Annotated in this window: 19 protein-coding genes and 1 pseudogene; 4 read left to right on the forward strand and 16 right to left on the reverse strand. The window is 67.0% G+C overall.

Features of this window, described 5'->3' with window-relative positions; genetic code table 11:
* Positions 1-505 precede the first annotated feature (505 nt).
* From CRO39_RS19375 to CRO39_RS19385, 3 genes and pseudogenes are all read right to left on the reverse strand, one after another.
* Positions 506-1,612, reverse strand: a pseudogene (locus tag CRO39_RS19375) (endonuclease/exonuclease/phosphatase family protein); the annotation flags it as partial.
* A 276-nt stretch (positions 1,613-1,888) separates the two neighbouring features.
* Complete coding sequence (locus tag CRO39_RS19380; protein WP_097123629.1) at positions 1,889-2,650, reverse strand: arginyltransferase; 762 nt, start codon at positions 2,648-2,650, stop codon at positions 1,889-1,891.
* 3 nt (positions 2,651-2,653) lie between these two features.
* Positions 2,654-3,235, reverse strand: a complete 582-nt coding sequence (locus CRO39_RS19385) for a phosphatase PAP2 family protein (RefSeq protein WP_176520238.1) — start codon at positions 3,233-3,235, stop codon at positions 2,654-2,656.
* A gap of 356 nt (positions 3,236-3,591) precedes the next feature.
* Here CRO39_RS19385 and CRO39_RS19395 point away from each other — a divergent pair, with 356 nt between their 5' ends.
* Positions 3,592-4,335: an EF-hand domain-containing protein gene (locus CRO39_RS19395; protein WP_097123632.1), complete on the forward strand. Its 744-nt coding sequence runs from the start codon at positions 3,592-3,594 to the stop codon at positions 4,333-4,335.
* Between the two features lie 88 nt (positions 4,336-4,423).
* Here the strand turns inward: CRO39_RS19395 and CRO39_RS19400 are convergent, their stop codons facing one another.
* From CRO39_RS19400 to CRO39_RS19420, 5 genes are all read right to left on the reverse strand, one after another.
* The gene (locus tag CRO39_RS19400; protein WP_097123633.1) at positions 4,424-5,569 is read right to left on the reverse strand and encodes an RNA polymerase sigma factor; all 1,146 of its coding nucleotides are present in this window, start codon (positions 5,567-5,569) and stop codon (positions 4,424-4,426) included.
* Between the two features lie 70 nt (positions 5,570-5,639).
* Positions 5,640-6,833, reverse strand: coding sequence for an RNA polymerase sigma factor (locus tag CRO39_RS19405; protein ID WP_097123634.1), 1,194 nt, complete (start codon positions 6,831-6,833; stop codon positions 5,640-5,642).
* 70 nt (positions 6,834-6,903) lie between these two features.
* Positions 6,904-7,410: a pathogenicity-like protein gene (locus CRO39_RS19410; RefSeq protein WP_097123635.1), complete on the reverse strand. Its 507-nt coding sequence runs from the start codon at positions 7,408-7,410 to the stop codon at positions 6,904-6,906.
* 6 nt (positions 7,411-7,416) lie between these two features.
* The gene (gene tesB, locus CRO39_RS19415; protein ID WP_238394667.1) at positions 7,417-8,331 is read right to left on the reverse strand and encodes an acyl-CoA thioesterase II; all 915 of its coding nucleotides are present in this window, start codon (positions 8,329-8,331) and stop codon (positions 7,417-7,419) included.
* A gap of 156 nt (positions 8,332-8,487) precedes the next feature.
* Complete coding sequence (locus CRO39_RS19420) at positions 8,488-9,060, reverse strand: N-acetylmuramoyl-L-alanine amidase (RefSeq protein WP_097123637.1); 573 nt, start codon at positions 9,058-9,060, stop codon at positions 8,488-8,490.
* 335 nt (positions 9,061-9,395) lie between these two features.
* On the opposite strand from CRO39_RS19420, the gene CRO39_RS19425 reads away from it, so the two are divergent.
* Both CRO39_RS19425 and rlmKL read left to right on the forward strand, forming a co-directional pair.
* Positions 9,396-9,938 (forward strand): alpha/beta family hydrolase, encoded by a 543-nt coding sequence (locus tag CRO39_RS19425; RefSeq protein ID WP_097123638.1) that lies wholly within the window; start codon positions 9,396-9,398, stop codon positions 9,936-9,938.
* Positions 9,939-10,049: 111 nt separating this feature from the next.
* Positions 10,050-12,185 (forward strand): bifunctional 23S rRNA (guanine(2069)-N(7))-methyltransferase RlmK/23S rRNA (guanine(2445)-N(2))-methyltransferase RlmL, encoded by a 2,136-nt coding sequence (gene rlmKL / locus CRO39_RS19430; protein ID WP_097123639.1) that lies wholly within the window; start codon positions 10,050-10,052, stop codon positions 12,183-12,185.
* A gap of 63 nt (positions 12,186-12,248) precedes the next feature.
* On the opposite strand, the gene CRO39_RS19435 is transcribed toward rlmKL, so the two are convergent.
* A complete protein-coding gene (locus CRO39_RS19435) occupies positions 12,249-12,695 on the reverse strand; it encodes a hypothetical protein (RefSeq protein ID WP_097123640.1) in 447 nt (148 codons plus the stop codon).
* The gene (locus CRO39_RS19440) at positions 12,658-15,978 is read right to left on the reverse strand and encodes an nSTAND1 domain-containing NTPase (RefSeq protein ID WP_097123641.1); all 3,321 of its coding nucleotides are present in this window, start codon (positions 15,976-15,978) and stop codon (positions 12,658-12,660) included. Before CRO39_RS19440 ends, CRO39_RS19435 begins: the two co-directional genes overlap by 38 nt.
* A 147-nt stretch (positions 15,979-16,125) precedes the next feature.
* Here CRO39_RS19440 and CRO39_RS19445 point away from each other — a divergent pair, with 147 nt between their 5' ends.
* Positions 16,126-16,935, forward strand: coding sequence for a hypothetical protein (locus tag CRO39_RS19445; RefSeq protein WP_097123642.1), 810 nt, complete (start codon positions 16,126-16,128; stop codon positions 16,933-16,935).
* 32 nt (positions 16,936-16,967) lie between these two features.
* On the opposite strand, the gene CRO39_RS21030 is transcribed toward CRO39_RS19445, so the two are convergent.
* The 6 genes from CRO39_RS21030 to CRO39_RS19470 all read right to left on the reverse strand — a co-directional run bounded on the left by CRO39_RS21030 (position 16,968) and on the right by CRO39_RS19470 (position 23,661).
* A complete protein-coding gene (locus tag CRO39_RS21030) occupies positions 16,968-17,564 on the reverse strand; it encodes a phage tail protein (protein ID WP_162125867.1) in 597 nt (198 codons plus the stop codon).
* Positions 17,554-20,409, reverse strand: a complete 2,856-nt coding sequence (locus CRO39_RS21035) for a hypothetical protein (protein ID WP_162125868.1) — start codon at positions 20,407-20,409, stop codon at positions 17,554-17,556. The genes CRO39_RS21030 and CRO39_RS21035 overlap by 11 nt, the downstream gene beginning before the upstream one ends.
* 65 nt (positions 20,410-20,474) lie before the next feature.
* The gene (locus CRO39_RS19455) at positions 20,475-21,080 is read right to left on the reverse strand and encodes a hypothetical protein (RefSeq protein WP_097123644.1); all 606 of its coding nucleotides are present in this window, start codon (positions 21,078-21,080) and stop codon (positions 20,475-20,477) included.
* 16 nt (positions 21,081-21,096) lie between these two features.
* Positions 21,097-21,978 (reverse strand): papain-like cysteine protease family protein, encoded by an 882-nt coding sequence (locus tag CRO39_RS19460; RefSeq protein WP_162125869.1) that lies wholly within the window; start codon positions 21,976-21,978, stop codon positions 21,097-21,099.
* A gap of 112 nt (positions 21,979-22,090) precedes the next feature.
* Positions 22,091-22,639: a hypothetical protein gene (locus tag CRO39_RS19465; protein ID WP_097123646.1), complete on the reverse strand. Its 549-nt coding sequence runs from the start codon at positions 22,637-22,639 to the stop codon at positions 22,091-22,093.
* A gap of 473 nt (positions 22,640-23,112) precedes the next feature.
* On the reverse strand, positions 23,113-23,661 hold the full coding sequence (locus tag CRO39_RS19470) for a hypothetical protein (protein ID WP_097123647.1): 549 nt from the start codon (positions 23,659-23,661) through the stop codon (positions 23,113-23,115).
* Positions 23,662-23,726: the final 65 nt, after the last annotated feature.

Raw genomic sequence — 23,726 nt, forward strand, 5'->3', positions numbered from 1 at the left:
CTCTCCGTCGGGCCGCAGGCTCGTTCCGCTTCGCGGCCCGAACCGGCCGGGCGCAGCGCGCCGGGCGTTCGCCAAGGCGCGCGGCAGTGCCGCGCAAGCCGCCTTGGCTCACCCATGGCCTGCTCTCCGCACCCCCCAGCCCGCCGGCCGTCGCCTTTGGGCAGATGACAAATCGCGACTTCGGGAGGCCATTCTTCGAGCGCCGGTCAGATGTCCAGAAGCCGGTGGTCAGGGTATTGCGGGACCGTCCGCGGCATGGATGCCGTGGAAGAGCCTGCATGGGTGAGGCAAGCGCTTGCGAAGCACGGCTTCGCGCGCAGCCGAACGCCCGCCATCTGCGATGGTGGGCCGGCCCCGCATCGCGGGCATTTACGGCGTGCCTCGCACTGCCCTGGCCACCGGCTTCCACATCGACGTTCCCGGCACGAGGGAGAAGAACCAAAAAAGTCGCTTATTCGATTTGATCCGGTCTTATCCGTGTCAAAAAACGCTTCCCGCCCCGACGCTACGGAACCAGATCCACCCAGACCAGATGATGGTCGCTGCCGTCGGCGATGGCCGCGTCCGGGTGGTCGGCGGCCGGCCAGAACACGCCACTGCCCTGCAGGGAAAAGCCGGTGGACGGCAGCACGTAATCCAGCCGCATCGCGCCTGCCTTGGGGCCGAAATCGCCGGTGACGTGCTCCGGGGCGCCGCGCCTGGCGATGCCTTTTTCCGCATAGGCGCGAGCGGTTTGCGCGCCACCCTCGCTGCGCGGAGTGGCCATCCGCATCACCCGCGGGTGCTCCAGCAGTTCGATGATGGCCTCATGGCGGCCGTCGCCATCGACCGGATCGTTGTTCAGATCGCCGGCGATCACGAAGCGCGCCTGGGAGGGCAGACCGCCGCAGCGTCCCTGGTCGTCGCATAGCCAGCTTTGGTCGCCGGGAGATAGGTATTCGTGCCACAGGCGGATTTCATCGGCATTGCGGCGACCGTTGCGGTCCTCCGGGCCATCGAACACCGGCGGGGTCGGGTGCGAGACCAGAAAGTGCACCGTGCCATGCGGCGTGCGCACCGGTACGTCCCAGTGCGACTTGGAAGACAGCCGCAGCTGTTTCCAGACCTCATCCGGATAGAAGGCCCCGCGCGAGGCCGGATCGATGGGATTCTGGGCACCGGGCAGCGCGCTCCAGCGCAACAACTGGAAGGTGCGCACGTCCGCTTCATCGATGGGATACCGCGACAGCACCAGCATGCCGTACTGGCCAGGGTGCAGGCCGTAGCCCCAGGCATCGTTGCCCCGGTCGCGGCCGCTGCCGCCGGCCGTGCCGTTGCGGTCCAGGTCCAGTCCGCTCTGCACGCCGGTGTTGACCGGAGCAAGATAACGGTAGCGGTAGCGCAGCGGTTCTCCGCCACCGGGCTGCGCGACTTCAAGGTAGCGTTGCTGGAACAGATCGGCGGCATGGTGCGCGTGGTCGTAGTCGAATTCATTGAGCAACAGCAGATCCGGCCGCGTTTTCTGCAATACCGCGGCAATCTTGCGCGCATGTCCGCTGTCGCCCTGCAACTGGCGAATCAGTCCGCCGGCTTCATCCGAATACAGCGAGGCGTTGTAGGTGGCGACGCGCAGCGGGCGCTCGCCGGCATGGGCGGCGGGATCGCCGTGCACATTGACGTTCACGCAGGCGGAAAGGGCAGGCAGCATCAGCAGGGCGTACAGGAGTCGGCGCATGCGCGGATTCTGCCATGCGTACGAGCGTCGACGATGACAAAAGGCGTACCGATTTCCCGGCGGATCGCCTTCGGGGCGCAACGGCGGGGCAGGGGCCGCGGCAGACGCGAGGCGCGCCCATGCCGACCGGAGCAGGGATTGCCCCGGCATCCTGCTGCCAGGCACACGATGGTCTCAATAATCCCGGCCAGGACCGCTCAGAAAAGCCTGGCCATCTTGCAGATTGCGCCAATGCTTGCCATCGAACGCCTGCAGCGGCCGGAACCGGCGCTTGTAGTCCATCTTGAGGTGCCCGTCGATCCAGTAGCCCAGATACAGATGCCTGCGCGATTCGCGCCGCGCCCATTCCAGTTGCCGCAATACCGCCAGCGTGCCCAGGCTGCGCGCTTCCAGTTCCGGCTCGTAGAACGTGTAGACCGCCGACAGCGCTTCCGGGACCACGTCGGTGACCGCCACCGCCAGCAGCCGTCCATGCTCGCGCAATTCCAGGAACCGCCCCTGCGACCAACTGCCGATCAGGAACTGGTCGAACTCGCTGGCGCCGTGATCGTCCATGCCGCCCTGGGGGTGGCGGGCGCTGAGGTAGCGCTGGTACAGCGCCAGATGCTCCGGCGTGCGTTCGGCGGCCACGATGCGCGACTCCACCTGCATGTTGCGCGCCGCACAGCGGCGCTGGCTGCGGTCGGGCCGGAAATCCTGCACCGGAATCCGCACCGCCACGCAGGCGCGGCAATGCAGGCAGTGCGGGCGATAGACGATGTCGCCGGAGCGGCGGAAACCCCAGCCCAGCGCATTGGGATAGAACGCAGGCAGGCGCGGATCGCGAGGGTCCAATACCAGATCGCGCGCGCTGCGCTCGGGCCAGTAGCCGCAGGGATGCTCGCCGGTATGGAACAGGCGCAGGTCGTCGGCCGGGAGTATCGAATCGGTGCCCATGGCTCAGTCCGCCATGCCATAGGCGAATCGCCAGAACGCCCACCCCGCCAGTGCGCCGGCCAGCGCGCCTGCCAGCAGATCGCGCGGCACATGCCGTTGCAGGCGCAATCGCGACCAGGCAACGGCCGCTGCAAACGCCAGCGCTGCCAGCGCCCAGGCGGCGCCCTGGTGCGACAGCAGCGCCGCGGCGAACACGACGAACGCCATATGCAGCGACAGCTTGCACCAACGCGCGCTCAGCAGCGCGATGGCGATCAGCGCAGCCGACAGCGCCAGACCCCACGCCAACTCGACAGGCCCGCGCCATGCGGCCAGTGCGGCGGCCGCGAGCAGCGCCATCAGCAGGAACCGGTTGAGCGTGCGGCGTTCGCCGTGTTCGCTGGCATCGACATGGCGCCAGCGACCGCGCCGGACCTGCCAGACCGAGTACGTCATCACCAGCAGCGCGAACAACGTGAAGACCGCCGCCAGCCAGACCGTGTCGCGGCCGTCGCCCCGGCCCGACGCCAGTACCAATGCCGCCAACGGCAGCACCAGCATCGGGTGGCCGAGGATGGAAACCGCGCGGGCCAGGGTCTGGGACATGCTGGCAGCATACTGCGCGCCGCCCATCGCGTGGGCTGCGACTGTCCAGGGGCTGTTGACGTTTCCCGAGCAGGCCGCGTTGGGTCTGGCGGCTTGCCAGGCCCAACCCGCAGAGCCTGCCCCGTACATGATGCGGGGGGCCGGATTTGCGCGCGCTCAGAGCCGTGTCATCGCTCGGGCGTGGACGGACGTCCACTTCCTCGCTCTTCCTTGCCCTGAACGCGCGCAAGTGCGGCGCGACCTGCTCGGGAAACGTCAACAGCCCCTGAACGCGCCGGTCCGCGGGTCAACCGCCGCCGCCGCCGGGCGTTGACAGCAGCAGTGGCGCACGCTGCGCCCCGTATCGAGGAGACCGAATGATGACCCGCAAGACCCTGCTGATGATGGCCGTACTGACCGCGCTGGGCGCCGGCAGCGCGATTGCCGCGACCACCCCGGACACCGCCGGCAAGCGCGCCGAGCGCATCAAACTGGACGCCAATGGCGATGGCTTTATCGACCGCGCCGAGGCGGCCGCGCATCCGCGCCTGGCCGCGATGTTCGACGAACTGGACAAGAACAAGGATGGCAAGCTGTCGGCCGACGAGCGTCCGCAGCGCGATGGCCGTTGGGGGCACAAGGGCCATCGCGGCCACGATGGCCACGCCGGCATGCGCGGGCCGGACTTTACCCGTGGCAATCTGGATACCGACAAGGATGGCCGCATCAGTCGCGCCGAAGCCGCCGCTGACGAGAAGTTCGCAGGCCGCTTCGACGCCATGGATCTCAACAAGGACGGCTTTGTCGACCGCGCCGATCACGAAGCGCGCGCCAAGCAGCGCCACGATCAGTGGTTTGCTGCTGCCGATACCGACAAGGACGGCAAGTTGAGCCGCGCCGAATTCGACGCCGCCCACGGCAAGCGCCGTGACGAGGCGCGCCAGCGCATGCAGGCCGGTGCGGCCGAACGTTTCGCGGCGATGGACAGCAACAAGGACGGCAAGATCAGCCGCGACGAAGCCAAGGGCAGTCCGCGCCTGGCCGAGCGCTTCGAGCAGTTGGACGCCAACAAGGATGGCTTCCTGGGCAAGGAAGAACTGCAAAAGCGCATGCAGCGCTGAGTGCCGATCGCTGCGTGCGCAACATGAGCCCCATGCCGGCAGTGGCATGGGGCTCTCGCCGACGGCAGTTCCGTAGGCGGTTCGGGTGTCAGAGAATCAGGCGGCCGGTGGCTACCAATGCGTACAGGATTGCCGCCATCGCGATCGCGCTTCCCACCAGCGGCCCTGTGACCTTGCAGAGCCGGGTCTTGCGCAGCTTGAGTGCGGTGCCGGCGGGATCGAGCTGCAGGTCGCGATCGCGGCGCCGTTTGAGAATGCGCGGCAGCCAGCGGAGGGAGGACCAGTTGACGCCGATGATGTAAAGCAGGGTCAGCGACACATGCGGAATCCAGCCCGGCAGCGGCTTCAACCCTATCGCAGCAACGATGAACACCACGATCAACGCGCTGTTGAACGCGCCGTAGCGCAGCAGCGCGTCGCGCTCCTGCCGGTCCAGTGGCTCGCGCAGTTGTTTGCGAATACCGAACCAGACCGCACCGATGGCCAGCAGCATGCCGGCTGCGATGGCACCGGCCGACGCCCCGAGCAGCTTCAGAAGGCCCTTGCCGGCCAGTGCCGAGCCGGAGGTCAGCGCCGTTGCCGCTGCCGCCGGTGGCGTGGCGGTCGCCAGCAAGCCGGCAACCGTGGACGCGAATGCGGCCGATGGCGCGCTGGTGCGGGCGAATTCGCCGAAGCGTTCGAGCAGGGCTTCACGGACGAATCGGCGCGCCCGCGACAACCGTTTGCGCACGGCCGCGTCGGTCAACCCCAACAGGCTGGCGACCTGCTGCGAGTTCTGGCTCTCGCGGTAGTACAGCAGCAGCACCTCGCGGCTGTCGGCCGGCAGCGTTGCGATGACTTCGGCCGCGGCCTGCTCCTGTTCGGTCTGCAGCAGCCGCTCGGCCGGCGTGGGGGCGGTGTCGGCGGCCAGACTGATGGCGATCTCCGCGCTTTCGCCCGACAGCGGCTGCCGGCGGCGGGCACGCAGATGATCCCGGGCCAGGTTGCGGGTGATCTGGCGCAGCCATGGCAGGAAGCTGTCCGGATTCTTCAATCCGCCCAATTGTTGCCAGGCACGCAGGAACGCTTCCTGCGCAATGTCCTCGCTGGCCTGGACATCGCGGGTGACGGCCAGGGCAATGGCGGTAACGGTGTTCTGGCAGGCGGCGACAATCCGGGTGTAGGCGCGACCGTCGCCGCCGATGGCGGCGGGGAGGGCATCCTGAAGCATCAGTTCCAAGGCTTGGACGTTCATGGCGGTCGTCGGCGAGTTGGCTATGAATGCAGGGACGACGCGCTGACGCGGTTGTGACCGTGCGTTCTGCTCAGCGCAGGAATACCCAGGCAAACACGGCCACGACGAACACATTGGCGATCAGCACGCCAGTGCGGCCGTACATGGCTTCGTAGGTCCAGTTGACGCCTGCGCGGCCGCGGCGGGCATTGGAGCGGGCCAACAGCGGCGCCATGATCCGTTGCAATGGCACCAGGCATTGGTAGTTGATGACGATCATGCCGGCCAGCGAATATAGCGCTATCGGCAGCCAGTGCTGGGTCAGGCTCACCACCAGCAGCACGCCCAGGCTGAACACTGCGGCAGTGGCGGTGTTGAGAAAGACAAAACCGCGGATCTGCCGGCGTTCGTCGGCGGTTTCGGCAAAGCGCAGCAGGAAAAGACCGCCCAGATAACAGCCGAGCATGCCGCCCAGCAGCGCTGGCAGCACAACCTGAAGATTCATTCCGTCAATCACCGAACCCAACGCGCCCAGCGCGACGCCGCCATTGACGGTGGACGCGCCCAGGCTGCCGGCTCCGAGCTTGCCGGCCGCGCCGGTGCCCACCGCGCCACCGCCGATGATGGCCGCGGCACTGGCCGCAGGCGCCGCCACCATCAACGCGCTGCTGACCATCGTGGCAAAGGCCACGCTTGGCGCACTGGCGCGGGCGAACTCGCCAAAACGCCGCAGCATTTCCTCGCGCACGCTGCCGCGCGCCCGCGACAGCCGCTTGCGCACGGCGGCATCGCTCAACCCCAGCAGGCTGGCGACCTGTTGCGAACTCTGCCCTTCGCGGTAGTACAGCAGCAGCGCTTCGCGGCTGTCCTCGGGCAGCGCGGAAATGATCTCGGTGGCGACGATCTCCTGCTCGGTCCGCAGCAGTTGCTCCGCTGGCGTCGGCGAGGGATCGGCGGCCATGCCGATGGCGATTTCGGCGCCTTCGCCGGTCAACGGCCGGTGGCTGTTGCCGCGCAGATGGTCGCGGGCCAGGTTGCGGGTGATCTGGCGCAGCCAGGGCAGGAAGCTGGTGCTGTTCTTCAGCCGGTCCAGTTGCTGCCAGGCTTTCAGGAAGGCCTCCTGGGCGATGTCCTCGCTGGCCTGCACGTCGCGGGTAATGGCCAGGGCGATGGCGGTGACGGTGTTCTGGCAGGCCATCACGATGCGGCCGTAGGCGTTGCGGTCGCCGCCGGCAGCGGCCGGCAGTTCGGTTTGCAGCATCAGTTCCAGCATTTGCGCGTTCATTGCAGGCTCGTGGCGGCGTGGGTCATGGTGACCAGACGACCGAGCGCGCAGAATGTGACCGCCACGGCGCTCACTCCGAAGGTGGGCGAATCTGGATGCGGACCTCTTCTTCCTCTTCCGCCGGTGGCGCCGGTTCGGCGGGCGTGGCCGCCGGCGCTGCGGGAACCGCAGGCGCGGGCGCTGGCGGCGGGGCTCGGTGGCGGAACACGGTCAGCACCGCGGCGGCGGCGATCAGCGCCAGCAGCATCAGGCGTATCCGCCAGGCCCAGGAACGGCGCGGCGCCGGCTCATCGACGGCTGCGGCAAAGGTCAGCGAAGGGCCGGTGCCGGGACGGGTGGTTTCCAGCAGGCCGGCCGCGCGCAACAGTTCCCGCGCCCGCGGTTGATCCTCGGCATGGCGCACCCACAATGCGGATTGCTGGCTCAACACGACCGGGTCGTTGTAGCTGAACTGGCTGCCGCGCTTGCTCTTGTACGAGCGCGGACGGCTGATATAGACCTCGATACCGGCATCGGACAGCAGCTTGGCGACGCCTTCGACGGTTTCCAGACGCTGGCTGGTAAAGACCTGCCTCATCGGCGTTTACTCCTTGGCCGGAACCAGCAGGGCGGTCTGCGCATCCGGAACCACCCGGATCAGGCCTTCCTGCGCGGTGCTGGCCACCAGTTTGCCGCTGCGGTCGAAAATCTGCCCGCGCGCCAGCCCGCGTGCGTTCTGCGCACTGGGACTGTCGATCGCATACAGCAGCCAGTCGTCGGCACGGAACGGGCGGTGGAACCACAGCGCGTGATCCAGCGAGGCCATCTGCACGTTCGGCTGGTAGTAGCTGATGCCGTGCGGGTAGTTGGCGGTGCCCAGCAACTGGAAATCCGAGGCGTAGGCCAGCAGCGCGCGATGCAGTTCCGGCGAATCGCCGACCGGTTCGCTGAGCCGGAACCACACTTGCTGGAACGGCGGGCGCTTGGGCGGATTGAGTTCGTCGCGGGGGTAGACATGGCGGAATTCGAACGGCCCGCGTCGCGACATCCAGCGCTGCACCTTGGGCGGCAGCGTGGCCATCACCTCGGCCGGCACCGCGGGCGCGGGTTCGATATCTTCCGGCCGCGGCACCTCGGGCATCGACAGCTGATGCTCCACCCCAGGTTCCGGCGCCTGGAACGAGGCCGCGCAGAAGAAGATCACCTTGCCATGCTGGATCGCGGTGACCCGGCGCACCGAAAAACTGCCGCCATCGCGGGTGCGGTCCACGTCGTAGACGATCGGCGCGTCGATGTCGCCTGCGCGCAGGAAATAGGCATGCAGCGAATGCGCGCGGCGGCCGCCGGCGGGATCCACCGTGGCCTGCGCGGCCGACAGCGCCTGGCCCAGCACCTGCCCGCCGAACACGTACTTGGTGCCGATATCGCGGCTCTGGCCGCGGAACAGGTTGTCTTCCAGCCGTTCCAGCGACAGTAGCTCGATCAGTTCGGAGACGACGGGTTCGGGCGTTGGGGACAAGAGACGGAGCCTGGGATGCGGAATGCCCGAAATTATACCGGCGCCCCACCGTGGCCGTAGCCGTGCAGGGCGGGCCCCGGCGCGCCGGACCAGGTGTCGCCATGTCCGTCGCGCCACGTCGCGGCGCCGCCGGGCGCCCCGAACCTGCATACCCGGCTACGGCTGCCAGCGCTCCAGTCCGACCGCCTGCAGCACCCGCGGCCAGGGAAACAGCGGCCCCGGATCCATCTTGCGCGGCACCTGCACGGACGGGTCGTCGCTGGCCGGTTCGCGCGCGGTATCCAGTTCCTCGTGGCCGGCGACGTACTTCAGCGATGGCAGTTCCTGCTGCAGCGTCTGCAGCAGGCCGATCAGCGCGGCGATCTGCGCCTCGGTATAGGGCTCTTCCATCTTCTGGCGGGCCGAATGCAGCCAGTCCGGGTAGCGGCCGGTGTTGACCAGTTCAATGCCGACCGCGCGTTCGTTGAAACTGCGCACATGATGGGCGATGCGCTGTGGGTGCACGTAGACATGGACGCTGCCGTCGCGGTCGATGTAGTAGTGGCCGCTGTTGCCGGTGCCGGAACCGTAGAGCACGCGTTCGCCGGCCACGCGCGCGGCGGCCAGGTCAGGCAGTTCGGTGCAATGGATCACCACCAGGTCGATCTGCTGCAGCGGGCGCTGCGGCAGGCGCTGCTCATAGGGCAGCGGTTCGATGATGACCGGCAGCGGCGGAAGGTCGGGCAACATGGCCGAATCCTAGCAGCCTGTCGGGCTTTGGGGATCGAGGCGAAGATTCGGCTGCGCGAGGACGGTTTTTCGACGATTCGCAGGCCACCAGCGCGCTCCCTGGGTCCAGAATCGGCGGAAAACAGGAGCGCGCAGGCGGCTTTGCGGCCCGGCCAGCCAAAGTCCGACAGGCTGCCAGTATTGGCGCGCAGGCAGGGCGGTGATGCGGACGGTCAAGTAAACTCTGCGCCTGTACCGGCCGCCGGCCGCCGTTGGAACCGCACGATGCCGCTTGCTCCCGATTCGTCCCTGGCCAGGCTGATGGCGCCGTTGCCGCGCACGGGCAGGGGCGCGCTGTGAGCGGTACTTTCGCAGGCCGCGGCCATTGCATCCTTTCGCACGGCTTCGAGAGCGGGCCGGACGCCACCAAGGTCACTGCGCTGGCCGAGGCCGCCGACCGCCTGGGCTGGAGCCACGAGCGGCCGGACTACACCGATCTGGACGCGCGCCGCGAGGTCAGCGAACTGGGCGATGTGGAAGCGCGGCTGGCGCGCCTGCGCGACGTCGCCGCTGCGGCGGCCGCGCGCGGTCCGCTGGTGCTGGCCGGGTCCAGCCTGGGGGCGTATATCTCCGGCCGGGTCTCGCTGCAGGTGCCGGTCCGCGGGCTGTTCCTGATGGCGCCGCCGACCACGATGGGGCGGCTGCCGGATCTGGACGCGGCGGCGGTACCGGTGTCGATCATCCATGGCTGGGACGACGAACTGATTCCGGCGCAGCAGGTCGCCGACTGGGCCTACCCGCGCCGCGCGCGCCTGCTGCTGGTGGACGATTCGCACCGCTTGTCCGACCACGTCCAAGCATCCGCCGACGCGTTCGCGCAGTTGCTGGCTTCGCTGTAGTTTTTTGCCGTCATCCCCGCGTAGGCGGGGACCCAGCGCCTTTCATTGCCGGGGACGACGTCATTGCTCCCCGGTCTGCGCCGGGGTGGCTTCCACCTTCGAGGTTCTCCGTTGAAATTCTTCATCTCCTGCGCCAAAGGACTGGAATACCTGCTCGCCGACGAGCTGCTGGCGCTGGGCATGGCCAAGGCCACCGCCACCATTGCCGGCGTCAATGCCGAAGGCGAACCGGCCGATGCGCAGCGCGCGGTGCTGTGGTCGCGGCTGGCCAGCCGGGTACTGTGGCCGATCGGCGAATTCGACTGCCCCGATGAGCAGGCGCTCTACGATGGCGTGGCGGCGATGCCGTGGACGCAGCACCTGGGTTCGGAGCACACCCTGGCGGTCGACGCGCATGTCTCCGGCGATGCCATCACCCACGCCCGCTACGCGGCGCAGCGGGTCAAGGATGCGGTGGTCGATACGCTGCGCGCGCAGGGCCTGGAGCGGCCGTCGGTGGATGTGGAAAATCCGGATGTGCGCATCAACCTGTCGCTGCGCAAGGGCCGCGCCACGATTTCAATCGACATCGGCGGCGGGCCGATGCACCGGCGCGGCTGGCGCCAGGTGCAGAACGATGCGCCGCTGAAGGAAAACCTGGCCGCAGCGGTGCTGATGCGCGGCGGTTGGCCCAAGGCCTACCACGAGGGCGGTGCGCTGCTGGACCCGATGTGCGGCAGCGGCACCCTGCTGATCGAAGGCGTGCTGATGGCCGCCGATGTGGCGCCGGGCCTGCAGCGCCACGGCAACGTGCTGCCCAGTCGCTGGCTGGGATTCGATGCATCTCTCTGGCGCGAGTTGTATGCCGATGCTATCGAGCGCGAGAGGAAGGGACGCACGGCATTGAAGCCGGTGTTCTTCGGCAGCGATATCGATCCGCACGCCATCCGTGCCGCAGGCGAGAATGCGACCTTGGCCGGTCTGGCCGGCGTAATCCGCTTCGAGCAGCGCGATATCGCGCAACTGGCGCCATTGCCGTTCGAACGCGGCCTGGTGGTCTGCAATCCGCCTTACGACGAACGCCTGGCCGCCGATGCCGCGCTGTACCGGGCGCTGGGCGATGCGTTGAAGCGCGCCGTGCCGCAGTGGCGCGCCAGCCTGCTGTGCGGCACTGCCGAACTGGCCTACGCCACCGGCCTGCGCGCCGGCAAGAAATACCAGTTGTTCAACGGCGCCATCGAGTGCGCGCTGATCGTCTGCGATCCCATCGCCACGCCAGCACGGCAAAGCGCCGAGCCGCGCGCGCTGTCCGAAGGCGCGCAGATGGTCGCCAACCGGCTGCGCAAGAACCTGAAGAAATTCAAGCGCTGGGCCGAACGCGAGGGCGTGAGCTGCTATCGCATCTACGATGCCGATCTGCCCGAGTACGCGGCGGCCATCGATGTCTACCGCGAGCACGGCGGCCAGGAGCGCAGCTTCCTGCATGTGCAGGAATACGCGCCGCCGGCCACGATTCCCGAAGCGGACGTGCGCCGGCGTTTCAGCGAACTGCTGGCCGCCGCACGCGAGGTCTTCGGCATTCCCTCCGAGCAGGTGGCGATCAAGTCGCGCGCCCGCGGCAAGGGCGGCAGCAAATATGGACGTTTCCAGGAACGCGGCGAGTTCATCGTCGTGCGCGAAAGCGGCGCGTTGCTGCGGGTCAACCTGTTCGATTACCTGGACACCGGCTTGTTCCTGGATCACCGGCCGTTGCGCCGGCACATGGCGCAGGAAGCGCGCGGCAAGCGCTTTCTCAATCTCTTCAGCTACACCGGGGCAGCCTCGGTGCAGGCCGGCGTGGCCGGCGCCGATTCCACCACCAGCGTGGATCTGTCGGCCACCTACCTGGAATGGTGCGCGGCCAATCTGGGCCTCAACGGCCTGGGCGGCGCCCAGCACCGGTTGGTGCAGGCCGATGCGCTGGCGTGGCTGGAAGCGGAAAAGAACCGCTATGACGTGATCTTCTGCGACCCGCCGACGTTCTCCAATTCGGCGCGTGCCGACGACTTCGACGTGCAGAAGGAGCACGTGCGGCTGCTGCGTGCGGCGGTGGCGCGGCTGATGCCCGAAGGCGTGCTGTACTTCTCCAACAACTTCCGCCGCTTCAAGCTGGACGAAGCGGTGGTGGCGGAGTTCGCGCATTGCCAGGACATCAGCGCGCAGACCATCCCGCCGGATTTCGAGCGCAATCCACGGATACACCGGTGCTGGCGGTTGGCGCGTAGGTAAACAGGCTCAATCCGCGGTTCTGGCCGCGTAGTTGCTACAGCGCCGGCGGCAGCCCGTGAGGTTCTAATCCCCTGGGGTATTGGTGATCTGCGGGTCATAGGCCACGGTGCGATCCGGAACCTGGCTGTCGCGCACCTGCAGCGATACCGAAATGAGGCTGGCGTGGGTGTTGCTGTGAAGGAACCAGATGGTGTCGTAGCGGTCCTCTCCGGCGGCGCCCGGGGTGCTGCCTTCCAGGTAGGGGCCACGCAGCTGGAACTTGTAGTCGTTGGTGAACGCTGCGGTAAAGCTGAAGCCGCGCGCTATGGCGTCCTTGGTCAGCCGGTAGTTGATACGGGTGGGGACGCCCGGCGCATCGACGTGCACAACGTCGCGATCCAGGATGAACTTGTAGTGGCCCGTAGGGGTATTGCCAACGAGATCGGGCGAGTCCTTCACGCGCCATACGTCCACTTCAACGTTGATGATCGCTTCAAGGCTCCGCGGGTCGGGGTTCTGAGGGTGATTCATGTGGCTGTTCTCCTTGGGTTGCCAAATGTGGGGCCAAATCGTCGCGGCCGCCATAGCGGTAGCCGATGGTATCGAGCACGTCCCGGGTCGATGCCGCAGCGGCATGCTGGCCCAGGCAGGCCTGGCTGCGCATCCATGGGACGAGGATACGATAGTCGCGGCTGCTTTGGGCCGATGGCGCAAGCAGCCCGGCGGCCTCTGCGCAGGCGCCGCGGTCCGCGCCGCTGTCGGGCAGAATCGATGCGGCGGCCAGCCACGCGTTGGCCAGCGCTTCGCGCCCGGCGATGTTGTCCGGATTGTTGGCATACGCGTTCTTCAATATCGACAGCGAGCGGCGAATCTGCTGGCGCGCCGGCGCACGGTGTCCTTCCTGGGCCAAGGTTTGCGCCAACAGCGTGCCGGTGCTCGCCTTGAGGCGCAGCCATTGCGCGTTGCCCGGATCCTTGTCGGCCAGCGCATCCATGCGTTCAAGCAACGCATTGAGCCGCTGGATGGAACGGCTCCGGGGACGATGCGGCGACAGCGCTTCGGTCTGCAACTGCGAATAGAACCAGTCGCGCTGCCAATCCAGGCGGTCGGGATGCTCTTTGACCAGCCGCTCAAGCATGCCCGAGGCGCGGCGCAGATCGGCCGCGGCCTTTTCTTCGTCACCGACGGCCCGACTCAGTTCGGCGCCATGCATAAGCGCGTAGGCGAAACGATGCCGCCAAACCGCATCGGAGGGGTTGTCCTGGAGGTCGCCGATCATCGCAGTCGCCTGCCGATAGGTCGCAATGGCCTCCCGCAAGCGACCGTCGCGTTGCTGCGCCGTCGCCGTCCATGACAGGCTGTCGGCAAGTTCCGCCCGCAGGATCGCGTCGTCGGGACGGTGCCGCAATGCGCGTTGCTTCAGATCCACCGAGTCGGCGAACGCGGCGGCGGCCCGTTGCACCTGGCCGCTCTTCAGCCAAAGCGAGCCCAGGCTGTTGAGCGCATAGGATTCCTCAATCCACGCTTCGACATCGTCGGGGTGATGACGGCGCCATCGCTGGCTGGCCGACAGGTATTCGTTGAAATGCCGTTCGGCCTGGCTCCAGTCGTTGCGGTCGAGGCGGATCTTGCCCAACCAGAACGCGTTGGCGCCCATCAGCTTCAGCGCCATGGCGTCGGAGGGGGCCTGCGACAGCCGGCGCAGCAGCCACTGCCGTGAGGCGCGCAGTGCGGCGGTGGCGCTATCCGGGTCGCCCTGGGCCAGGCGCACTTCGGCAATCACCAGCAACGCTTGCGCCCGTTGGCGTTGTTCGGCGGCGTGGCCAGCATCATGGCCGGCGGTGGCCAGGTAGGCGAATGCCTGGTTGCTGATGCCTTCCAGCAGATCCAGGCGTCCCAATGGCCGGAGTTTGTCGGCGAGGTCGCCGAGCATGTAGCCCATCAACCCTTCGGCTTGAGCGCGCCGCGCCTGGGCGCGCTGATCGGCAAGCGTGGCGAGCAGCGCCAATGCGGCCGAAAGCATGGCCAGCACCATGATGCTGGCCAGCGCTGCGCGACGCAGTCTTCGGGCGCGCGCCGCCCGTTTCGCCGAGGCCCCGATCAGTTCGCGTTCGGCATCGGTCAATGGTATGCCGTCCCGGCCTTCCAGCAGAACGGCTTCTTCGAGCTGCCGCCCGGCCGGCAGCAGCAGATCCGGATTGCGGCCGGCTTCCAGCCAGCGTCCGGCCTGTACGCTGACCCGACTGCGTACGCGCAGTAACGCCCGATGCTGATCGATCCACGCGGTCGCGCGCGTCCAGCGGCGCAGCAGCGCTTCATGGGCCACGCCGAAGGTCGGCGTGCCGGCCACCAGATCGCTGACCAGCAGCCGGGAATCGACAAGCGCCTGCACCAGCGCGCGTTCGGCGTCGCTGCAGAGCGCGCTCCATGGAACGCGCCGCCCGACCACTACGCTGCGTTCTTCGGGAAGATTGACCAGCAGCGCAAGCACGCGTGGCAGGCAGTCCTGCTGGCGTTCATCCAGCCCTGCCAGCAGGGATTCGGCGCGATAGCTGAGCGCGCCTTCGATGCCGCCGAAGCGCCGGTAGGCGGAAAACTCAAGTTCGCCTATCGGGCTGCGCGCCTCATAGAGCAGGTGCAGGGCGTATTGCAGCAGCGGCAGCGCATCAGGACTGGCTGCCGCATCCGCGCACAGCGCATCGTCCAATTGTATGCGCGTGCTGGGGTCGGTTCCGAACGTCAGGCCTGCGGCCCGTGCCGGCAGCCGGACCATCTGCGCGATCTCGCCGGGATTGGGCGCTGGCAGATCGTAGTGGCCGCCGTAGGGTTTGACCGACATCAGCGCAGGTATGCGCGCCAGTTGCGGATAGAAATCGTTGCGGCAGGCGATCACGATCTGCAACCTGCCGCAGCTGGCCAACGTCAGCAAGGTCTCGGCGAAGTCGCTGGCCGCAGCGTCGGCTTTGGCGCCGGGCGACGCCAGCATGAGCTTCTCCCATTGGTCGACGAACAGTCCCAGCGTCATCCCTTGCCGCGTCGCCGCGGCGCCGTCCATGAGCCAGGCCAGCTCGGCCACTACCGAGGCAGGTGATGTCCGGAGCATGCGCGCAAGCGCATCTGTGGAATGCCCGGACAGTATTGCGCGCGTGCCGATACGCAGGCGATGCAATGCCTCGGCCAGCAGGCTCCAGGCTCCGCAGCGTTCCAGCCCTGCCAGATCCAGCCTCGTCGCATCGGCCATCGCCGCGCCTGCGAGCAGCGCGGGCAGCACGCCGGCCTGAACCAGCGAAGTCTTGCCGCTGCCGCTGGGGCCAAGCACGACCGTCAACGCGCAGCCGCGCGCCTGCTGCGCGCGCATGCAGGCCAGCAATCCGGCCTCGGCCTGCGCGCGGCCGAAGAAGACTGCCGCATGGCGGGGCTGGAAAGCTTCCAGGCCGCGGAACGGAGACCCGTCCGACCACGTAGTCCGACCGGCAGGCGCGAAGGCCCGGCCGGCGGCTGGTGTAACTTCGGCGACGGTCCGGTATCCGCGTTTACGTATGGTCTCGACGTAGCGCGCCCGTCCGGGGCTGTCGTGCAGCGCCTTGCGCAACTGGGCGACCGCCTTGTGCACCGGACCATCGCCGTAGACCGTGGAGCCCCAGCACAACCGCAGCAACTCCTCCGCGCTGAGCACCTGGCCTGGATGTCCGCACAGCGCGCAAAGCACCTGCATCAGGCGAGGTTCCAGCGCCTGCGCCTGCCCGGCGCGTTCGATGCGGTTGAACTGCGGCCACACCCGCCACTCGCCGAAGCGGAAATCCCCCCCGTTCATTTCCCTTCCTTCGTCCGTAAAGCCATTGCTATTCAATGACTTGAAGATCGTAAGGTATCCGGAAGGTGTTGCCTGGCCAGCGCGAGTAGAAGTGTGCCGGCGGTCCGCACAGATGTGTGGCGGCAATGCGAATCAGGGAGATGCCAGGTGGCCTCGTTCACGCAATCAAGCGATGCGCCGGATAGCCGGCCGCAACTGTCGGATGCCTCGTTGTCGACGCGGGCCGAAGCGATGGCAGCGTTGCAGCGGGTGCTGAGCAGTCCGCTGTTTTCCAGATCGCCCAGCATGAGCCGGCTGTTGCGCTACGTGGTGGAGAACGGCATGGCCGGCAACGGCAACCGCATCACCCAATACAGCATAGGGCTGGAAGCGCTGGGCAAGAAACCTGATGGCTACAACCCCGGCGACGACCCGACGGTGCGCGTGCAGATGGGGCGGCTGCGCGAAAAGCTGCGGCGCTACTACGACAGCGGCCAAGCGCGTGCGGGAGAACCGCGCTTGGAGATTCCCTCAGGAAGCTATGTGCCGGTGCTGCATCCGTCATCGTCGCCGGAGGGTGCAGGGGCAGGCGGCCATGCGCGGAAACTGTTGCTAAGCCGTTTCCAGCCCATCGGGCTCGACGGGATCGCGGCCGCGATGGCGCAGGGAATGCGCGAGGAACTGCTGCACCGCTTGTTTTGCAGGCTACCGGACGGGATGGAACTGGTGCCTGCTGCGTGCCCCGCTGCGCCGGCCGACATCCGTTTGGAGGGCAGCTTGCGCCAGGGGACAGGCGAGGTCCGCGCGACCTTGCGGCTCATCGAGCAAGCCAGCGGCAGGTTGATGCGCTCCCGGCAGTTCGACGGAGCCTGCACCGGCGCATTGTGCGCGCAGGAGGCGATGGCCGAATCCATCTGCGCATGGCTGCTGCCGGTACTGCGCGCGCTGACGGAGAATCCCGACCCGCAGGCCGGGTAACGGCAACGCAATGCGCGCGGAGGCCGTCGCCGCTACCGAAAGCGGATGATGTGGTTGAGATAGAGATTCACCGGCCGCGTTTCGCTGTCTACGCGCGGCGTGCCGTGGCCGGCATCGTCGGCAACCTGGCCGCTGGTGGCGGCGGTGGTTTCGGCCGGACAGTACACCGGCGCCGCGCCGGCTTCGGCCTCCAGAGTCGCGGCGACGTTGAGGTAGTTGTGCTCATGCCCTTGAAACGCATCGCGTTGGGCCGAGCCGACCTGATCGCCGGTGTTGCCGCCGTCTTCGGATGCGGTGCGCTGGTCCGAGGCGGGATCCCGGCCACTGCCGCTATCCACGCCGCGAACGAAGCGGCCGCGCAGGTCGGGAAGGCGGAAATGGACACCGTCGCCGCCAAAGGCATTGCCGATCACGCCGTACAGCAATCGATACTCATTGCACGCCAGCATCCGGCCGTCGCAGGCCAGCCAGCCGATCGCCGCCAGCCGCGCGCGCACCTGCGCCAGGTCGAGCCCAGCGGGATGTTTGTCGGTATCCGCCAGGGGGCCAGCATAGGGCAGTACCGTGCCGACCGGAATCGCGTTGGGAACGCCCAACTGTCCGGCAAAATACGCCCAATCACGGCCCATGCGTGCCTTCCTGCGGCAGCGACAGCTGCGAACCGGATTGCAGGTACAGCAGCGTGGTGGGCACGCGCAATGTCCATGGCGGCGCCGCCGGTTGGGCATCGCCGGGCACCAGCAGTTCCTCAAGCAGCGCGACTGTGCCCTGGGTCGCCGGCGCATCGGTGAATCCTCCCGCCCACGGCACGGGGAACTGCAGCAGGGACAACAACCACGGCTCCCGGCCGGACAGCACGGGGACCAGCACCCGTGCCGACTGGGCGTGCACGAACGCATGCAGATGGCCGTCTTCGTCGGAGCGCATGCGCTGCGATGGCACCGGTTCGGGCCAGGACTGGGCCGAGCCGGCATGCCGTTGCGAGTAGTGCCAGGTCATGTGCGGCCAGTCGAACAACGGCGCCATATCGGCCGCTTCGTGACCGGGGTCGTCCAGCGAGGACGTCAGCACATCCAGGCATGCCTGCTGCAGCACCTGCCGCTGCAGATCGCCATCGCGCTGCGCGGCGGCGTGGATGCGTTCGCGCAGGGCGGATTCGTAGTCTCCGTTGGCGGCGTACCAGGCTTGCTGCAGGCGCGCATAGATGCGCATCTGCCAGGACAGGACCAGCGGATTGTCGGACGGCGTGCCGTCGAGACCGCATTGCAGTTGCACGGTCACCGCAAACGACGGTGCCGCCGTCATGACCGTGATGGGGATAATGCCGGTGGCGCCCGCGATGCCGGTCAGCGGCGAGGTGGACGACTTGGGAACAGCGTCGGCATCCGGGGCAATCGTCACTGTGCCCACCTGGGTGGAAGAGCTGCAACTGGGAACGCTGACGCTCAACGCGGCGGCCGGGATGGTGGCCGTGTTGGGGAGATCGCTGCTTCCCACCGAGCAGGCGAGCGCATAGCGGCTGTCGGCCACCGCCAGTGTCGCAGTACCCGCACTGACGCTGTAGCCGGCCGGGACTTCCAACAGCGACAGATCGCCCAGCGTAGCCTGCTGCACGCTGGCCACCAGGGTCAGCTGGGATGCCGGCGGCGGTTCCAGGTCCAACAAGCCATAGGCTGCGCCCAGCGACTGGTAGTTGGCCGCGGTGACCACGCTGTACGGCGGCTGCCCAGGTGGCGGCGAAGGAAGTGGGGGCGGCGGCTGCAGCGGTATCGGGCCAAGCCGGCATAGATGCTGCAGCCAGGGTTGCGCCGGTTGCGGCAGATGGAACGCCAGCACCAGGCGCGCGCCCAGCGGTTCCAGCCGTACCCGCACGACGCGATCCACCCAGTGATAGAGCCCAACCAACCGGTCATGGCCGCTGTTGTCGATCTGCTGTGAGCTTCGGCGTTCGCGCAATGCCTGCCATTCCAGGCCGCGCCGATGGCTGACGCGCTCGTGCATGCGGCGGCTGGCAAGTTCGGTTATGCGCTGCGCAAGCGCGGCGCTGCCACCGCGCTGCCAGCCGGCGTTGGCGCCGCCGCCGGACCAGCTTCCGGACAGCGACATGTTGAGATTGTCGTAAGCCGGCGTGACGTTGCTGAGATTGCGCAATACGCCGTCGGCGGCCATCACTTCAGCGATGGCATTGGCCAGGTCGCTGGATTCGGAACGTTGCCGGCGCTGGCTGGATTCGCGCTCGCGATCATGGTGGGAGCGTTCGCTGCCTCCCATGTCCAGCAAGCTGCGCTCGCTGACCTCCTGGCGCTCGCGTGGCATGACGTTGACGACATCGGCCAGTTCGCCGGGGGTATAGCCCAGCAGGCGGTGACGCGCGACCTGCAACTGGCCGATGCCCAATGCCTCCCATCGGCCGCTGTCGTTGCCGCCGCGCAGCGCAGGTACCGGCGGTCGCGTGGCGACGAAGTCGGGAAACACGGGACGGGCGCACAGCGCGAAGTTCCGCGCTTCGGCTGTCGCGAGCATGGGCATGGTGGGAATGCCCTCGCACGCAAGGATCATCAGCAGGCCCAGGCGCACGACCGCAACGAGCTGGTCGGCGAGTCCGGCATCGGCAACGTTGCCGTCCAGGGCAATGGCGAACAGGCTCTGCCACAACCGCGGCACCGCTGCCTGCCACTCGTCGCCGGCCAGATAGTCGGCCAGGGTCAGATGCGGCGGCAGGGCAAGCGCATGCTCCAGCCACTGCACCAACTCGATGTCAGGCATGGGCTGCGCCAGTTCCAGCAATTGCCGACGCACCTGCGGCATCGACGCAACCGTCGTGCCCAGTGGCGGCAATGCATCAACGAACTGCGGCTGCTGGCGGAACGATCCGGCTGCCTGGATCTTGGCCGCGGCAGTTTCGGCACCGGCAAGCGACAGGTACAGAGGCCAGGCAGTCGAACCGGACGGCGGCTGGGGGCAGGCCACGAAGTGCAAACCGAGTTCCCCGGCCTGGCGCCGGGTAAGCGGCTGCATCCAGACGAAGGGAAACAGGTCGCCGGCGTCCTGCGGCGCCTGGATCCGGTCTTCACCAGCGGGGGAGGCGGGGAAATCCGGGGATTGCAGCGACCAATCGCCAATGGGCCAGTTGAAGTATTCCTGATCGGTGATCGGCAGGTTGCAGACCAGGGAAACGATGTCGCCATCGCGTTTCAGATGCAAGGTCACATCGATGGACGCGGGCGACTGCCGGGGCAACGCATGGCGGAGAATGAATGTCTGGCGATGGGTGGCGCCGGGCTGCAGGCCGAGCGCGAACACGGCAGCATCCTTTGACGCCAGATCCCGAAGCTGCCCTGCAACCGCCAGGCCGCTGTCCAGAATCCGCCATTCCACCAGCACGTCGAAGCCGGCGCGTGCCTGCCGGCGCCACCTGTGCGGATAGCCGTCGGCCTCCGTTGTCGCCGGGGGAAAGTCGGGCAAGGGGGACATTGCGGCTACCTGCATCGGTCTGGTGGAACCCCCGCCGCATCGGCAGCGGGGGTCAGGGACGGAGTTCAACCCTCGCTGGCGTCCTCGCCATCGCCATCGGCGCTGAATTGCTTCAGTGCGCGCTGGGCTTCGTGCTGCAGGGCCTTTCGGTACTCGGCTTCCTTGTACACATGCCCCTTCAGCGACGGCCCGCCGGTCAACAGCGGAAAGACCAGGGTTTCCTGCTCGGGAGACGACAGCAACAGCGCCTCCAGATCCAGGCCACGGCAGCGCAGAAGCGACAGTTCGGCACGGTAGTTCGCCGGGTGTTCGTCGAGACGGCGCAGCGCCTGATTGAGGCGATGGATCTGCTCGCCACCGGTGAGGCCGGCAACGCGAGCGGCATCGGTCCCACCCGCGGTCAGGGCCAGATCGATCGCACCTGCCACGCCAAGCGGGCCGCGCAGCAGGTAGCGCATGCCGCTGACCGGCGCTTGATCCAGCGGCGTTGCTCCGGCGGCCATCTCCTGCAGCGTCGTTTCGCGGATGTAGTGGGGCAGGCCCGCCTCGATCGACGACAGCGGGTGTTGCTGCAGTTCCTCATGAGCCAGGCCGCGGCCGTGCAGCTCTTCCAGAAAGCGTGCAACCATGGCCCCGCCGTGCGGGATGCTGGGGTTTGAAATGATGTCCATGTGGTCAACTCCTGGCTCAAAGCGTGGTGTTGGTGCGGCGCCAAAAGCCGGCGCTACCGGGGAAGTCGGCCATGCCGATCCAGCCGGTCATGACCCCAGCGGGGTCTTGCACGTACAGGAACGGTGCGCCGCTGACCGCGGCGTAACCGCTGATCACAACGGCATGCCCACCGCCGCCGTGCCAGCCGATCGCCACGACCACAGGTCGCGCCCCGTCGATTTCCTGCTGCACGGCAGCGAACGAGATCGCACTGGCGACGGTAGCTGCCAGGTGGCCGATGCTCTGCAGCGCCTGATGGGTCTTGTAGGGCTTGTTGCATTGGGCGCTACTGCCGGCACTGCAGCAGGTGCTCTGCTTGAAGGCCGCATTGGCCAACTTGCACTGGGTGGTGGCGGACGAAGCGTCGTTGTAGTACTCGGCGATAGACGAAGTTACGGCCGCCCAGCACCATTGCGTCTGCAACTGCGACTGCTGGTTGTAGGCGAGCGGATTGCCGGCGCCTTCGCCGTCGCCGCCCTGGCTTCCCTCAGGCGGGGGAGCTTCGATGGGAAACCATGCCGGAGGGTCGTCGGCAGCTGGATCCTGATCCGGTGGCGGTGACGGCGACAGGCTCGACAGCGGGTCGGCTGTCATCGCGAATCCAACGGTGAGCTTTGCCATCGCGTCGTAGATGACCTGCTGCCCCTGGGCGAGGGTCTTGCGCGAAGTTGCAGCGTCGATTATCTGATATTGCACCGTCCAGGGTGCCATGCGGGCGTTGGTGGGGCGCTGCAAGGAGGACCCGCAGGTGACGCTGATCGGTGGTGGATTAGGTTTTTCCCGGTCGGAAATCCAATAGGTGACGATACCCACTTCCGCCGGAACCCCGGACTCCAGGGTCAGATAGGGAGGATTCATGGAAGACTCCTGCATCAGGTGAGGCGGCGGCCCGCTTGGCCGCCGCGTTTGCGCTTCGGTGCGCCGGCCTGCGGCGGCAGGCCGGGCGGATGGCGTGTCGGTGGCGTTGGGCCTAGCTCAGAGCAAGCGAGAAATAGCCGGATTCGAGCGTAGCCGTATCGGTGATCGCCACCACGGTTGCGTTGGGGTTGGTGGTGACGGCGGTAGCCGTGGTGACCCCGTTGATGACGGCGTAGATCGAGAAGGTGTCGCCGATGGTGACCGTGCGGAGCTGGAAGGCATCGTTGACCACCACCGTCTGCAGCGGGACGCCATCCTTGGTGATGGTGAAGGTCACCGGCCCGATGGTGGTCTTCTGGAACTGCAGCTGATTGGGGTCGGTGCTGGGGAGTTCCACCACGTTGAACTCATAGGTGCCCTGCGAAGGCACCTGCACCACCTGCGCAAGGAAGTTGGTGGGGCCGGCGACATCGATCGGTGCGGAGATGTAGGTGTTTCCGTTGATGACCGTGGTGGCGATGACCTGGTAGGTGTCGTTGGTCGGCACCAGCAACTGCGCGCCGGGCTGGATGCCCGGAATGCGGGCGACGACCTGCTCTCCATTCAGGACCACATACTGCGCAATGAATTGGGTGTTGTTGCCCAGGGTGATGTTGCTCATGGGTTCGTCCTTTGATTGGGATGGAAGATTGGATGGCCGGGATCCGGCGACATGGCGCGACAGGCAAGGAGCGCACAGCGGGAACCGGCGTCATCGACGATACGGCGGCCTGGTCGGGCGCATAAGTATCGTTACCGTATCGTGTTACGTATCGCTATTTCCGGCGGCGCTCACTACGCGAGGGCCGTTCGATACCCCTGCCAGGGAAATCTTTTCCAAGAGCGTGTCGTGGACTTTGGAGACGAGTACGAAGGCCGGTGTCGTGGTGCGATGTCGCGCCCCGGGATTGTCCTGGATGCCCACAGGATCCGCGCCACAGGCCATGCCGCGATTGCGCTTGCGCCGACGACTTCGACGCGCAGAACGGACATGTGCGTCTGCTGTGCGCGGCTGTGGCGCGACCGATGCCCGCTTGCTCGCAGGATTCGATTCGGCGGCTTCGTTCGACGGACAGCGGGTCGGGCGTTTCTGGCCTAGCTCACAACCAGCGTGAAATGGCCTGATTCGAACATGGAGGTGTCGGTGATAGCCACCACCGTGGCATTCGGATCGGTGGTGACGACCGTAGCCGTGGTGATCCCATTGATGACGGCGTAGATCGAGAAGGTGCGGCCGATGGTGATGGTGCGGATCTGGAAGGGATCGTTGACGACTACCGTCTGCAGGGGAATGCCGTCCTGGGTGATGGTGAAGGTCACCGGCCCGATGGTGGTCTTCTGGAACTGCAACTGGTTGGGGTTGGTGCTGGGGAGCTCCACCACGTTGAATTCGTAGGTGCCCTGCGAAGGCACCTGCACCACCTGCGCAAGGAAGTTGGTGGGGCCGGTAACATCGATGGGAGCGGAAATGTAGGTGTTTCCGTTGATGACCGTGGTGGCGATGACCTGGTAGGTGTCGTTGGTCGGCACCAGCAGCTGTGCGCCGGGCTGGATGCCCGGAATGCGGGCGATGACCTGCTCTCCGTTCAGCACCACGTATTGCGCCATGAACGGAGTGTTGTTGCCCAAGGTGATGTTGCTCATGGTTCGTCCTTTGATTGCCATGGAGGATTGGATTGGACAGGTTTGACGATATGAAGCGAGCAGAA

The sequence above is a fragment of the Pseudoxanthomonas wuyuanensis genome (assembly GCF_900215535.1).
Taxonomy (GTDB): domain Bacteria; phylum Pseudomonadota; class Gammaproteobacteria; order Xanthomonadales; family Xanthomonadaceae; genus Pseudoxanthomonas_A; species Pseudoxanthomonas_A wuyuanensis.

Coding starts and splice junctions, on each gene's coding strand:
- CRO39_RS19380 (WP_097123629.1), bottom strand. CDS start 2,650: ATGGGCACCGATTCGATACTCCCGGCCGACGACCTGCGCCTGTTCCAT.
- CRO39_RS21035 (WP_162125868.1), bottom strand. CDS start 20,409: ATGTCCCCCTTGCCCGACTTTCCCCCGGCGACAACGGAGGCCGACGGC.
- CRO39_RS19465 (WP_097123646.1), bottom strand. CDS start 22,639: ATGAGCAACATCACCCTGGGCAACAACACCCAATTCATTGCGCAGTAT.
- CRO39_RS19395 (WP_097123632.1), top strand. CDS start 3,592: ATGATGACCCGCAAGACCCTGCTGATGATGGCCGTACTGACCGCGCTG.
- CRO39_RS19435 (WP_097123640.1), bottom strand. CDS start 12,695: ATGAATCACCCTCAGAACCCCGACCCGCGGAGCCTTGAAGCGATCATC.
- CRO39_RS19470 (WP_097123647.1), bottom strand. CDS start 23,661: ATGAGCAACATCACCTTGGGCAACAACACTCCGTTCATGGCGCAATAC.
- CRO39_RS19400 (WP_097123633.1), bottom strand. CDS start 5,569: ATGAACGTCCAAGCCTTGGAACTGATGCTTCAGGATGCCCTCCCCGCC.
- CRO39_RS19420 (WP_097123637.1), bottom strand. CDS start 9,060: ATGTTGCCCGACCTTCCGCCGCTGCCGGTCATCATCGAACCGCTGCCC.
- CRO39_RS19455 (WP_097123644.1), bottom strand. CDS start 21,080: ATGGACATCATTTCAAACCCCAGCATCCCGCACGGCGGGGCCATGGTT.
- CRO39_RS19410 (WP_097123635.1), bottom strand. CDS start 7,410: ATGAGGCAGGTCTTTACCAGCCAGCGTCTGGAAACCGTCGAAGGCGTC.
- CRO39_RS19440 (WP_097123641.1), bottom strand. CDS start 15,978: ATGAACGGGGGGGATTTCCGCTTCGGCGAGTGGCGGGTGTGGCCGCAG.
- CRO39_RS19460 (WP_162125869.1), bottom strand. CDS start 21,978: ATGAATCCTCCCTATCTGACCCTGGAGTCCGGGGTTCCGGCGGAAGTG.
- CRO39_RS21030 (WP_162125867.1), bottom strand. CDS start 17,564: ATGGGCCGTGATTGGGCGTATTTTGCCGGACAGTTGGGCGTTCCCAAC.
- CRO39_RS19385 (WP_176520238.1), bottom strand. CDS start 3,235: ATGTCCCAGACCCTGGCCCGCGCGGTTTCCATCCTCGGCCACCCGATG.
- CRO39_RS19405 (WP_097123634.1), bottom strand. CDS start 6,833: ATGAACGCGCAAATGCTGGAACTGATGCTGCAAACCGAACTGCCGGCC.